Raw genomic sequence first — 13,666 nt, forward strand, 5'->3', positions numbered from 1 at the left:
AATAAATCTATGCAACAATATATCGATCAGTTAAACGAAGCACAGCGTGCTCCCGTACTGCAAAAAAATGGACCTATGATCATCATTGCGGGTGCAGGTTCGGGTAAAACACGTGTGTTAACGCTGCGAATTGCTTATTTAATGCACTTAGGTGTTGATGCTTTTAATATTTTGGCCCTTACTTTTACCAACAAGGCTGCCAAAGAAATGAAAGAGCGTATTTCTAAGATTGTGGGTTCGGCAGAAGCCAAAAATTTGTGGATGGGAACTTTTCACTCTGTTTTTGCCCGAATTTTGCGAGCCGAAGCAGACAAACTGGGACATCCTTCTAATTTCACCATCTATGATTCGCAAGATTCTCAGCGGTTAATTGGACAAATCATCAAAGAAATGCAGTTAGATAAGGATATTTACAAGCCCAATCAGGTGCTTAGCCGTATATCCAACTACAAAAACAATATGATTACAGTTAAGGCTTATTTCAACAATCCCGAACTGATGGAGGCCGATGCAATGGCAAAAAAACCACGAATTGGGGATATTTATCAAGCCTATGTGGAAAGATGTTTTAAAGCAGGTGCGATGGATTTTGACGATTTGTTGTTGAAAACCAATGAATTATTGATTCGTTTTCCAGAAGTGTTGTTAAAATATCAAGATCGCTTCAGGTATATTTTGGTTGATGAGTATCAGGATACCAATAACTCGCAATATTTAATCGTGAAAGCCCTGGCAGATCGTTTTCAAAATATTTGTGTGGTGGGCGATGATGCACAGTCTATATACGCATTTCGAGGGGCAAATATCAATAATATCTTCAATTTTCAGAAAGATTTTGATAACGTGCAAACCTATCGATTGGAACAAAATTATCGCTCCTCAAAAAATATTGTGGAAGCTGCAAACACCGTTATCGACAAAAATAAAACCAAATTAGATAAATTGGTATGGACCGAAAATCCCGATGGTTCCAAAATTAAAATTCATCGATCAATTACCGATGCAGAAGAAGGACGCTTTGTGGCATCAACCATTTTTGAAGAAAAAATGACCCATCAAATGCAGAATGGCGATTTTGCAATTTTGTATCGAACCAATGCCCAGTCGCGTGCAATGGAAGATGCGTTGCGAAAAAAAGATATTCCTTATAGAATTTACGGCGGTTTATCGTTTTATCAACGCAAAGAAATTAAAGATGTTTTAGGATATTTACGACTGATTGTAAATCCAAAAGACGAAGAAGCACTCGTGCGCGTGATAAATTATCCAACCCGCGGAATTGGAAACACTACGGTGGAAAAACTGAATATTGCTGCCAACCATTACAAAAGAAGTATTTTTGAAGTGATGGAGCATATCGATAAAATCGATTTAAAACTGAACGCCGGCACAAAAAGTAAAATAAGCGATTTTGTTACCATGATTAAGAACTTTCAAATCATTAATCAAAATAACGATGCGTATTATTTAACAGATTATGTGGTAAAAAAAACAGGATTGATCCAAGAATTGAAAAAAGACGGCACTCCTGAAGGTATTACCCGTTTAGACAATATTGAAGAACTTTTAAACGGTATTAAAGATTTCACTGAAGGACAAAAAGAAGTAGATGGTGCACGAGGAAGTTTGGCTGAATTTTTAGAAGATGTAGCCCTTGCAAGCGATTTGGATAATGACAAAGGCGATGACGACCGTGTGGCATTAATGACCATTCACTTGGCAAAAGGATTGGAATTTCCCACCGTTTTTGTAGTTGGTATGGAAGAAGATTTGTTCCCAAGTGCCATGAGCGTGAATTCTCGTGCCGAATTAGAAGAAGAACGCCGCTTGTTTTATGTGGCCTTAACACGTGCCGAGCACAAAGCATATTTAACGTATGCACAATCGCGTTACCGATGGGGAAAATTAGTAGATTGTGATCCGTCGCGCTTCATTCAAGAAATAGATCCGCAGTATATAGAATTTCTTTCTGCACCTGAAACCAACTACCGATACAAATCAAGTATCAATGAAGATATTTTTGGAGATGTAGATAAATCTAAATTGCGCTTAAACAAACCCGTGGCAGGCATTCCACCAAAATGGGTGAAAGAAAACGAAGACCCAAAACCCAATCATGACATCAGAAGATTGAAAGATATGAGTAAGATTTCAACTTCAAATGCTTCATCAAACGAAAATTCGTCGTTACAAGAAGGACAAATTATCATGCACGAACGTTTTGGTAAAGGAAAAATTCTTAACTTAGAAGGAGCCGGAGCAGACAAAAAAGCTGAAATTCATTTTGAAGTAGGCGGAATTAAAAAATTGCTGCTGCGTTTTGCAAAATTGAAACCAATAGGGTAGGTTCGTTTAAAGTTTAAAGTTCAAAGTTTAAAGTTTTTTGAAAGCTTTCATTCGGAACAATTTGCTAAACAATTCATTTTCAAATTATCTAATTGTATAAAAATGGCAAAATTTATAAAAATATATCCTGATAATCCTAACGAAAAGGAAATTCAGAAAGTTGTAAAAATATTAAAAGAAGGCGGTTTGGTAATTTATCCGACCGACACTGTTTATGGTTTGGGTTGCGACATTACCAACAGTAAAGCGCTGGAGCGTATTGCAAAAATCAAAGGAATTAAACTAGAAAAGGCAAATTTTTCTTTTGTTTGTAATGATTTGAGCAATATTTCTGAATATGTAAAAAATTTAGATACATCATCTTTCAAAATTCTCAAAAAAGCATTGCCAGGGCCCTACACTTTTATTTTAGAGGGAAACAACAATCTACCAAAAGAGTTCAAAAAGAAGAAAACAGTTGGTATCCGTGTACCCGATAACTCTATTGCATTAGAATTGGTAAAACAATTGGGAAATCCTATTATTTCAACATCTATTTATGATGAAGACGAGGTGCTTGAATATACAACAGACCCAGAATTGATTTTTGAAAAATGGCAAAACAAAGTTGATGCAGTAATAGACGGTGGCTATGGAGATAACATCGCATCAACTATTATTGATTTAACTGGCCCTGAACCAGAAGTTATTCGTGAAGGTAAAGGTGCTATTGATATGCTTTAATATTCCAATCCGAATGTATTATTAAACATTCGGATTTTTTTATTGTTCTGGTGAAAAGGAGCCTATTGTTTTATTGCTCACCACAAATGAATTGTCATCTTTTATAAATCGGGCTTGAATAATTTGAATAGTATGCTGATAACCGGTTACTTGTCCGTTTGCGTTTGTTTGAACACTCGAATCAATTTGAACGGTTCCGTTTGTTGCCAGCCAATCTTCATTAATGATTTGTGAAGGAAATTCACAAAAACCTAAATCGCCCGGAATGTTTCTACCAAAAACAACATATCTTAAAAAATTGGTGTTGCTTAAAGTAATCGTTTGTGTTTGATTACTAGTTGGAAAAACAAAACCTTCTGGCAACTGTAATTGCACAATTTCATTTAAATTTCTTCCCGTTAAAACATTGTCACAATTTCCAAAATTTGTAGTAAAATTAAAGCCCATGCGGTTTACACGATACACATACGTTCCGTAAGGTAATGTGGTGTATTTAATTTCAGAACTGCCATTTGTTAGGGTAATATTTTCGAAATTTATGGTATATGCATAACTTATGTTTACCGATGTTTCTGTTACCACTGGAACCATTGTGCGGGTATAATGAATGCTTCCGCCTGGAAGTGAGGTGTATTCCGAAGTTACCTTAGGATTTGCAGGTGGCAGCAATGCACAAATGGCATTTGAGTTAATTGCACTGTCATATGTTCGGTAGTAAATTTGTGAATTGGAAGTATTCAATGTTCTGCGCACATTAAAATCAGACAAGGTGTCTAAATCTGTTCCATTAGAAAAATCAATCAGTAGCAATTCGCTATTATTTGTTTTAAAATAAAGCTCTTTATCAGCACACTTTTGAATTTCTTTGCCATCAAAATTCAAGTTTTCAAAAACCAAATCGCCGTCATTACAAGCAGTTACGCTTAAAGCAAGCACCAATAAACCCACTATTTTTTTCATAGAATACAAAGTTTGCTACAAAAATAACTTTTTTAGCAGCAAAACAGCTGTTATCCATTAAATTTTTATATTTGATTTTTATTCTAAACAATATGAATCAATCTGTAAAAACAAACTATCCGGCGCTTTACACCCTTATTGTGGTTTTTTTCTTTTGGGGATTTATTGCAGCGGGCAACAATATCTTTATTCCTTTTTGTAAAGATTATTTTCATTTAGATCAATTTCAATCACAGCTAATTGATTTTGCTTTTTACACAGCATATTATGTGGGAGCATTGATTTTGTTTGCTTTAAGCAACGTAAAAGGTAAAGATTTAGTTACGCATTGGGGCTATAAACGCAGTATTGTGTTTGGTTTGCTTTTTTCTACCATTGGCGCAGTTGCAATGATTTTGGCTGTTGAGGCGAATGTTTATTACGGTATGCTGATTGGTTTATTTGTTGTTGCATTGGGTTTTTCGTTGCAACAAACAGCCGCAAATCCGTTTGCTATTTTGTTGGGCGATGAAAAAACAGGAGCAAGCCGAGTAAATCTGGGCGGTGGAATCAATTCATTAGGTACTACCATTGGACCATTGGTGGTGGCATTTGCACTTTTTGGAACAACGGCTGCCGTAAGTGAAGAACAAATCAAAGCATTGAGTTTAGATAAAGTTATTCTTTTATATATCTGTGTGGGGTTATTGTTTGTGGGCGCAGCCGCACTTTTTTATTTTTCTAAAAAACTTCCTGAAGGAAAAAGTAGTGAATCTATTGAAAAAGCTCCAAAAGCATTAAACATTTTGTTGCTGATGACAGTTTTGTTAGGTTTGGCTTTTGCACCCATATTTAATAGTTACAGAAGCGAAGCTGCTCTGAAAATAGAACAACTTGAAAAACAAAAATTAAGCGAAAAGCAAGTAAAGCAACTTTCAAAAACGGAGTTAGTTACCTATAAAACTAAAATAGAAGCTGTTGAAACCGAAATAAAAACCTTGAAGAAGCCTTTGGATAACAATCGTTTTAAATGGCTAAGTGTAGCGTTTATTGTTGTTTTATCAGGAATCTTTTTTGCCTATTTTTCAGCAAAAAAATCACCAAAAGGTTGGGGAGCAATGAAATACCCGCAGTTGGTCTTGGGAATGTTGGCCATTTTTATGTACGTTGGAGTAGAAGTAGCTATTGGTAGCAATTTAGGGGAATTATTAAAATCAAACGAATTTGGTGCACTTTCTTCCTCAGAAGTAGCTCCCTATATTTCACTTTATTGGGGCAGTATGATGATTGGTCGCTGGGCGGGTGCAGTGAGCGCATTTAATCTTTCAAAAAATAAACAGTTACTATTAACCATTGTCTTGCCCATAATAGCTTTTGGAATCATACTCACCGCAAACACATTGGCAGCATACAATATGCAGCATTTCTATCTGTTTATCGTGTGTGTACTGCTACAAATTGCGCTGATTATTCTTACAAAGAACAGTCCATCAAAAACATTGTTTGCATTTAGTTTATTTGGCATCGCAGCAATGTTGGTAGGTTTAAATACCACAGGAACCGTTGCGATTTATGCATTTTTGTGCGGTGGCTTGGCGTGTAGCATTATGTGGCCAGCCATTTATAATTTAAGTTTAATGGGCTTAGGAAAATATACCGCACAGGGCTCTGCTTTTTTAGTAATGATGATTTTGGGCGGCGGTATAATTCCACCCATTCAAGGAAAAGTAGCCGATATTATTGGTGTGCATTCCTCATACATTGTGTCATTAGTTTGCTTTATATATCTATTGATTTTTGCATTTGTTGTAGTTCGGATTTTAAGGAAGCAAAACATTACTATTGATTAACCACAAAACAGTTTTGTTAAATAAGTGAAATATCCCCCACATATCAAAAAAACTAACCTAAATTTGCTTTTTTATTTGTGCAATGCAAAACTTAAAGTATTACATGATTGCCTTATTGGCTTTTATGTTGTGGGGTTTTTTCAGTTTGGCCTTAAAACCAATATCATACGTTCCGGCTTTTGATATTTTATTCTACCGACTAGTATGTTCGTTTGTAATCATTGTTTTGTTTACTCTTCTTTTTAGAAGAAAAATTTTTATGGGCGATATCAATCATTTTAAAAATCTTGATAAAGCAGATAAAAGAAAAGCATTGTCCTTAACACTAACTGGAGGGCTTTTATTAGGTTTAAACTGGTTTTTGTTTATTTATGTAGTGAATCAAGTAAATGTGCAATCGGCTTCGTTTGCATACCTTATTTGCCCCATTATCACCACTTTTTTAGCCCATTTTATTTTAAAAGAAAAATTGCTCAAAATGCAATGGCTTTCAATTGGCATTAGTTTAATTGGTTGTATAATTTGCTTTTTAAGCAATGCAAATAATCTGTTGTTTTCTATCGTGGTGGCTTTGACGTATTCCTTTTATTTAATTTCGCAGCGTAGAAATAACTATTTTGATAAGTTCAATAATTTGGTTTTCCAAATCATTATCATCTTAATTTGTTCCTTACCATATTATTTCATTAATGGTTTTAGTGTACCAGCAGCGCCCTCTTTTTACGGATATATATTAATCATTGCGGTACTTTTTACACTTTTACCTTTATATATGAATTTATATGCATTAAAAGGTGCGCCTGCTTCCAATGTTGGGATCATGTTGTATATAAATCCGTTAATTGCCTTCACTTTGGCAATCTTTTATTATAAAGAACATATAAACACTTTACAAATTGTTTCATATTTCTTAATTTTGCTATCGGTTTTTATTTTTAACTACCATATTTTAACTAATCTAACAAAGAAACGAATAAAATAAATGAGCCAGATATATTTTGATAATGCAGCAACCACGTCTGTACGACCAGAAGTTGTAGAAGAAATGGTGAAAATTCTTACCAATGATTTTGGAAACCCATCATCAACTTATGCAATAGGCAGGCATACAAAAGCATTGATCGAAGCATCTCGAAAATCTATCGCAAAACAATTTAATGTAACGGCAAGTGAAATAATTTTCACATCGTGTGGAACGGAAGGAAACAACTGGATTATTCGCTCGTGTGTTCGCGATTTAGGTATTAAAAGAATCATTACTACCAAAATGGAACATCATTGCACCCTATACGCTGTAAAGGAAATGCAGAAAGAATACAACACTAAAATAGACTATGTAAACGTGTTGCCGAATAGTGAAATAGACTACAATCATTTAGAAACATTATTAAAAGATGAAACACCTACTTTATTAAGTTTAATGCATGTTAACAATGAAGTAGGAACTGTGTTAGATTTAAAAAAAGTGGCCGATTTATGCCAAAATCATAATGCTTTGTTTCATTCAGATACAGTGCAATCCGTGGGAAAAGTAGAAATTCCTTTGGATGAAATTCCAATTGATTTCATCGTAGCTTCGGCACACAAATTTCATGGTCCAAAAGGGGCAGGTTTTGTATTTATTCGAAAAAAGAATGTTTTAAAACCATTAATTGTGGGCGGCGAACAAGAGAAAGGTATGCGTGCAGGAACCGAAGCTCCTCATCAAGTGGTTGGTATGGCAAAAGCTTTAGAACTATCGTATCAAGAACTAAATAAAGACCGTGAAAAAATCACCAAACTTCGCGATTATTGTAAAGCGAAATTGCAGGAAACTTTTGCAGATGTGCAATTTAATGGAAACGGATCTACTTTTTACAACGTGTTAAATATTCGTTTGCCTTTTTCACCAGAAAAAGCTGCAATGATGCTTTTTCAATTAGATATGAAAGGAATAGCAGTTTCAAGAGGAAGTGCATGCCAATCAGGCAGCCAAAAACCATCGCATGTTTTAGCAGAATTTTTAGACGATGTGGAAATTAAAAAACCAAGTTTGCGTTTATCATTCGGCCACGAAAACAAAGAAGAAGAAATAGATTATTTAATTGATGTTTTAAAAGCGATTTAATATCCTTACATAAAATAAATGAAGCCTTGCATACTTGCAAGGCTTCATTTTTATATGCAAAAATTTTAATTATTCGTATTTAAAAAGTCTTGAATTTGTTTAATCAATTCGTTTAAACTTTCATCTTTGGGGTTCACTGCTTGCGCCTTTTTGTAGAAGGCTAGAGTGTTTGTATAAACTTGTTTTTTTTCGTTCATTAATTCTTCCCTTTTTTTGTTGGAAGAAGCAGTATTGGGTAAGGCATTGATTTTATTGGTAACCTCTGCATCTTTCTGAAGCTCAATATTTCCTAAGGTTTTCAATGCTTCAAAATGATTTTTGTTTAGTTTCAAAATTCTATTCAAAAAGTCAACAGCCTTTTCGGTTTCGCCGTCTTTTAACTTGATAACTGCTAGATTAAAAAGCAGATTTTCGTTTTCGGGAAATCGCTCTAAACCTTTTAAAGCATATTCTTCATATTTATAAATGCGGTTTGTGTTATAAAAAACATATAAAACATTCAGCAAATTATTTATATTGTCTTTGTCTAGCTCATACGCTTTTAAAGCATAACTTTCTCCTTCTGAATAGTTTTCTTTATTCAACAAAATTTGCGCCAAGTTATTATAAATACTTGCTTTTGCGCTTTTGTTTACGATAGTTTCGGGCTTAGAATGCGAACCATTTCTCACAGCCATATCGCGTGCTTTTTCATCGGTTCCAAACGATTCTACTTTGCCGTTTACTTGCGAAGTGGCCACAAAAGTTTTAGATGCACCATTGAAATCCAACTTAATCAATTCTTTTAATTTGGTTTCGGCATAATCAAAATCTTTTGCGTTTACTGCATCGTTTGCAGCATTGTATAAATAAATGGTATCCGTTGTATTCAAATGGTATGCTTGTTCAAATAATCTGCTTGATTTTTTATAATTCTTATTGCGATTATTTTCTACTGCTTCGTTCACTAAATCTGCCAATAATGCATTCTTTATAGGCATTATTTCTAAAGTGTACTTTTTGCTTTTGGTTTCGTTTTCAAACTTGATTAATTGATTGATTGATTCAATTGCTTTGCTGCGATTTTCATTAAAATCAACACCACTTTTTGCCAAATTTAATTCATTTTGTGCTTTGAAATAATAATAAGCTGCCTTTTGATCTTCTGTGGCATTGGGCAATAATTTTTCAACAGTAGCAAGTAAAGCTGTCGTTTCGGTAGTGTTATTTTTTTTGATTAGTTTTTCCAGTTCTTTTAACTCATTTTTTTGAGCAAAAGAAGAAGAGCATGCTAATAAAAACATGCTCATTATCATTAATTTATTCTTCATTTGTATCTTCTTCGTCTTCTACATTATCGTCATCTTCTTCTTCTTCAACCTCATCAACCACATCTTCTAAAATGTCGTTTTCATCAACCGCTAAAAGATCTTTTTTCAATTCATCATCCATTTCATCTTCTTCGTCTTCATCGCGCATTACTTTTGCAACCGCTGCAATTGAATCGTTCCCTTTAATGTTGATTAAACGTACACCTTGTGTATTACGACCCATAACGCGTAAATCAGAAACACGCAGGCGAATGGTTAATCCGGATTTGTTGATAATCATTAAATCATCGTTATCTGTAACCGAATTAATGGAAATCAATGCACCAGTTTTATCAGTAATGTTCATTGCTTTCACACCTTTACCACCACGGTTTGTTTCGCGGTATGCATCTAAAGACGAACGTTTACCGTAACCGTTTTCTGAAACAACCAAAATTTCTGATTCTAAATCGGATACCGTTACCAAACCAATTACCTCATCTTGTTCATCGGCCAATTTAATACCACGTACACCAGATGCTGTTCTACCCATTGGGCGGGTTTTTGATTCATCAAAACGAACCATTTTACCATTTTTGGCAGCAACCAATACTTTAGAATTTCCATCGGTTAATTTTGCTTCTAACAATTCGTCGCCCTCTTTAATTGTAATGGCATTGATACCATTTTGGCGTGGACGAGAATATTGCTCAAGTGATGTTTTCTTAACCTGACCTTGTTTTGTACACATTACAATATAGTGATTGCTTGTGTATTCTTCGTCACGCAGATCTTGGGTACAAATAAAAGCTTTTACTTTATCGTCGTTTTCAATATTGATTAAGTTTTGAATTGCACGACCTTTTGCTTGTTTGCTTCCCTCAGGAATTTCGTAAACGCGCAGCCAGAAACATTTTCCTTTTTGGGTAAAGAACAACATATATTGGTGGTTTGTTGCCACATACATGTGTTCTAAGAAATCTTGATCGCGGGTTCCTGCTGATTTTTGACCAACACCACCACGGTTTTGTGTTTTATATTCGCTTAAAGGTGTACGTTTGATATAACCTGCATGCGAAATAGTGATTACCACTTGCTCATCGGCAATTAAATCTTCAATATTCATTTCGCCACCGGCATATTCGATATGTGATCTGCGGGCATCGCCGTATTTATCTCGAATTTCGGTTAACTCTTCTTTAATCAAGTTCATTCGCAATTCTTTGCTTGCCAATAATTCTTGTAAATGAGCAATTAACTTCATTATTTCATCAAACTCTGCACGAAGTTTTTCTTGCTCAAGACCTGTTAATTGGCGTAAACGCATTTCTACAATGGCACGAGCTTGAATTTCCGATAAAGAGAAACGCTCAATTAAACGTTCACGTGCTTCATCGGCATTTTTAGAACTACGGATAATTTGTATCACTTCATCAATATTATCCGAAGCAATAATTAATCCTTCTAAAATATGTGCGCGTTCTTGCGCTTTTCTTAATTCGTATTCCGCACGGCGTGTAACTACATCGTGACGGTGCTCAACAAAGTAATGAATTAATTCTTTTAGATTTAATAGTTGCGGACGACCATTAACCAAAGCAATGTTATTGATACTGAACGATGATTGTAATTGTGTATATTTATACAACATGTTCATTACAATGTTTGGAACAGCTTCGCGCTTCAACACATACACAATGCGCATACCTTTACGGTCTGATTCATCGCGAATGGTAGATATTCCTTCGATTTTTTTATCGTTAACAAGTTCTGCCGTTTTTTTAATCATTTCGGCTTTGTTCACTTGATAAGGAATCTCAGAAACCACGATGCACTCTCTACCGTCTATTTCTTCAAAATTAGCTTTCGCACGCATCACCACACGTCCACGTCCGGTTTTATAAGCTTCTTTTACACCTTCGTATCCGTAAATGATACCACCGGTTGGAAAATCGGGCGCTTTTACATGCTGCAGTAATTCGTCAATTTCAATTTCGTTGTTTTCAATATATGCTAATGTACCATTGATAACTTCTGTAAGGTTATGTGGTGCCATATTTGTAGCCATACCTACTGCAATTCCCGATGCTCCGTTTATTAACAAGGTAGGGATTTTGGTAGGCATTACTTTAGGTTCTTCTAAAGTATCATCGAAATTCAACTGAAAATCAACCGTTTCTTTGTCGATATCGGCTAAAATTTCTTCTGAAATTTTTTTCATTCGGGCTTCGGTATAACGCATCGCTGCAGGGCTGTCGCCATCTACCGATCCAAAGTTTCCTTGTCCATCAACCAATAAATAACGCATGCTCCATTCTTGCGCCATACGTACCATGGCATCGTAAACCGATGAATCGCCATGTGGGTGGTATTTACCCAAAACTTCTCCAACAATACGGGCAGATTTTTTATGGGCTTTGGTTGCAGTAACACCTAATTCGTACATTCCAAAAAGTACACGGCGGTGAACCGGCTTTAATCCATCACGAACATCTGGTAATGCCCTTGAAACAATAACCGACATTGAATAATCAATGTATGCCGATTTCATTTCTTCCTCGATGTTAATAGGAATTAACTTTTCTCCTTCAGAGATCATATTTCGTATTTTTAGTTCAAAATTAACGTGCTAATATACTATTTTTTTATGGGATATCCTAATGTATGTTTTAAATAGAATACTTAATATTTGTTATTTATTGATATTTAAAAGGTTATCGTTTTAAAAGATTTTGTGAAATACAAAATTGATAATTGCAATATGTGATTTATTAATTAGATAATTTGATTAATTTTGTACAATTTTAAACAACACAACCATTCACACAATGAATATCGTTATAAAAAATGCTACAATTGTAGATTCTTCAAGTGCATTTAATCACCAAAAAGTTGATATAAAAATCGAAAACGGTGTGATTACCGAAATAGCATCAAACATTACTGCTGATCAATACGAAATGATTTCTTTAGAAAATCTGCATGTTTCGAGTGGCTGGATGGATGCTTCGGTTTCATTTGGAGAACCTGGTTTTGAAGACCGCGAAACCATCGCAAACGGCTTAAATGTAGCAGCAAAAAGTGGGTTCACTCAAATTGCATATCAGCCAAACACTTTTCCTGTGATTGATAGTCAATCTATCGTAAGCTTTGTAAAGACCAAAGCCGCATCTTCGGCTACCACTTTGCACCCCATCGGCGCATTAACCAAAGGTGAAGAAGGGACCGACTTAGCTGAAATGTTTGATATGCAAAATGCCGGTGCAATTGCTTTTGGAGATTATAAGAAAAGTATTGCAAATGCTAATTTATTAAAAATTGGTTTGCAATATACACAAGATTTCGGCGCCACGGTGATTGCTTTTTGTAACGATGCATCGATTAAAGGAAAAGGAGTGGTGCACGAAGGTGTTCAATCTACACTTTTAGGTTTAAAGGGAATTCCGCCATTGGCAGAAGAAATTGTTTTAGCAAGAAATTTATTTTTGTTGGAATATACTGGCGGTAAAATGCACGTTCCTACTATTTCTACAGCAAAATCTGTTGCAATGATTAAAGAAGCCAAAGCAAAAGGTTTACAAGTTACTTGCAGTGTTGCGGTGCATAATTTGGTTTTAACCGATGCTGTTTTATCTGATTTTGATACACGTTTTAAAGTAAATCCGCCTGTTCGTGATTCCATACACCAGCAAGCGCTGATAAATGGAGTGTTAGACGGAACAATTGATGTGATTACTTCAGACCATTGTACGATAGATATAGAGCATAAAAAAATGGAGTTTGATATGGCAAAAGACGGAACTATTGGGCTGGAATCGGCTTTTGGTGCACTATTAGAAATACTTCCGTTAGATGTTGTTATTGAAAAACTTCAAGCAGCAAAATCGATTTTCTTGAATGATTCAATAACGATTAAAGTAGGGGAGAAAGCAGATTTAACCTTATTTGATCCTTCAAAAGAATGGACGTTCACTAAAAATGATATCATGTCAAAATCTAAAAACTCGGCCTTTTTAAACCATAAAATGAAAGGCTATGTGTACGGAATTTGTCATAACAACCAATTAATAATTAAGTAATGCAAGCAAATAATATTTCAAAAGACGGCAAATTGGCTGCAATTATTGCGCACTTTTTTATTCTAGGACCAGTGATTGCTTTTTTTATCAACCAAGAAGAAAAAGATCCGTACGGAAAATTTTATATCAAACAAAACATTGGATTAACATGTGTTTTTCTGTTGTTGGGTAGTTTGGTTGGAGCCATTCCAAACGCTTATGCCGCTTATGGTTTTTATGCCTTTATTATTATTTTGTGGGTTTACAGTTTTTCAGGCGCTGTTGCAAACGAATACAAATTGCTACCTATTATTGGAGGTTTTATTCAAAAAATATTTTCATCTAAAAAGTAAT

General features: G+C 35.0%; 10 protein-coding genes. 7 read left to right on the plus strand and 3 right to left on the minus strand.

Annotated elements, in window-relative coordinates:
* The first annotated feature begins 9 nt into the window (after window positions 1–9).
* Both NPX36_RS11945 and NPX36_RS11950 read left to right on the plus strand, forming a co-directional pair.
* On the plus strand, window positions 10–2,346 hold the full coding sequence (locus NPX36_RS11945) for an ATP-dependent helicase (protein WP_257498946.1): 2,337 nt from the start codon (window positions 10–12) through the stop codon (window positions 2,344–2,346).
* Window positions 2,347–2,448: 102 nt separating this feature from the next.
* Window positions 2,449–3,069: an L-threonylcarbamoyladenylate synthase gene (locus NPX36_RS11950; RefSeq protein WP_257498947.1), complete on the plus strand. Its 621-nt coding sequence runs from the start codon at window positions 2,449–2,451 to the stop codon at window positions 3,067–3,069.
* Between the two features lie 39 nt (window positions 3,070–3,108).
* Here NPX36_RS11950 and NPX36_RS11955 read toward each other — a convergent pair whose 3' ends face one another.
* The gene (locus tag NPX36_RS11955; RefSeq protein WP_257498948.1) at window positions 3,109–4,029 is read right to left on the minus strand and encodes a hypothetical protein; all 921 of its coding nucleotides are present in this window, start codon (window positions 4,027–4,029) and stop codon (window positions 3,109–3,111) included.
* A gap of 92 nt (window positions 4,030–4,121) precedes the next feature.
* Here NPX36_RS11955 and NPX36_RS11960 point away from each other — a divergent pair, with 92 nt between their 5' ends.
* The 3 genes from NPX36_RS11960 to NPX36_RS11970 all read left to right on the plus strand — a co-directional run bounded on the left by NPX36_RS11960 (window position 4,122) and on the right by NPX36_RS11970 (window position 7,965).
* Window positions 4,122–5,858 (plus strand): MFS transporter, encoded by a 1,737-nt coding sequence (locus tag NPX36_RS11960; RefSeq protein WP_257498949.1) that lies wholly within the window; start codon window positions 4,122–4,124, stop codon window positions 5,856–5,858.
* Window positions 5,859–5,940: 82 nt separating this feature from the next.
* Window positions 5,941–6,840, plus strand: coding sequence for an EamA family transporter (locus NPX36_RS11965; protein WP_257498950.1), 900 nt, complete (start codon window positions 5,941–5,943; stop codon window positions 6,838–6,840).
* On the plus strand, window positions 6,841–7,965 hold the full coding sequence (locus tag NPX36_RS11970) for a cysteine desulfurase family protein (protein WP_257498951.1): 1,125 nt from the start codon (window positions 6,841–6,843) through the stop codon (window positions 7,963–7,965).
* 65 nt (window positions 7,966–8,030) lie between these two features.
* Here NPX36_RS11970 and NPX36_RS11975 read toward each other — a convergent pair whose 3' ends face one another.
* Together NPX36_RS11975 and gyrA are read right to left on the minus strand one after the other, a co-directional pair.
* Window positions 8,031–9,275 carry a tetratricopeptide repeat protein gene (locus NPX36_RS11975; protein ID WP_257498952.1) on the minus strand — a complete coding sequence of 415 codons (1,245 nt, stop codon included), beginning with the start codon at window positions 9,273–9,275 and terminating at the stop codon, window positions 8,031–8,033.
* Window positions 9,265–11,850, minus strand: coding sequence for a DNA gyrase subunit A (gene gyrA, locus NPX36_RS11980; protein WP_317618276.1), 2,586 nt, complete (start codon window positions 11,848–11,850; stop codon window positions 9,265–9,267). Before gyrA ends, NPX36_RS11975 begins: the two co-directional genes overlap by 11 nt.
* 232 nt (window positions 11,851–12,082) lie before the next feature.
* Between gyrA and NPX36_RS11985 the strand changes: the two genes are divergently transcribed.
* A complete protein-coding gene (locus NPX36_RS11985) occupies window positions 12,083–13,333 on the plus strand; it encodes a dihydroorotase (RefSeq protein WP_257498954.1) in 1,251 nt (416 codons plus the stop codon).
* A complete protein-coding gene (locus tag NPX36_RS11990) occupies window positions 13,333–13,665 on the plus strand; it encodes a hypothetical protein (RefSeq protein WP_257498955.1) in 333 nt (110 codons plus the stop codon). Before NPX36_RS11985 ends, NPX36_RS11990 begins: the two co-directional genes overlap by 1 nt.
* Window position 13,666: the final 1 nt, after the last annotated feature.

This window comes from Paenimyroides aestuarii (assembly GCF_024628805.1).
Taxonomy (GTDB): domain Bacteria; phylum Bacteroidota; class Bacteroidia; order Flavobacteriales; family Flavobacteriaceae; genus Flavobacterium; species Flavobacterium aestuarii_A.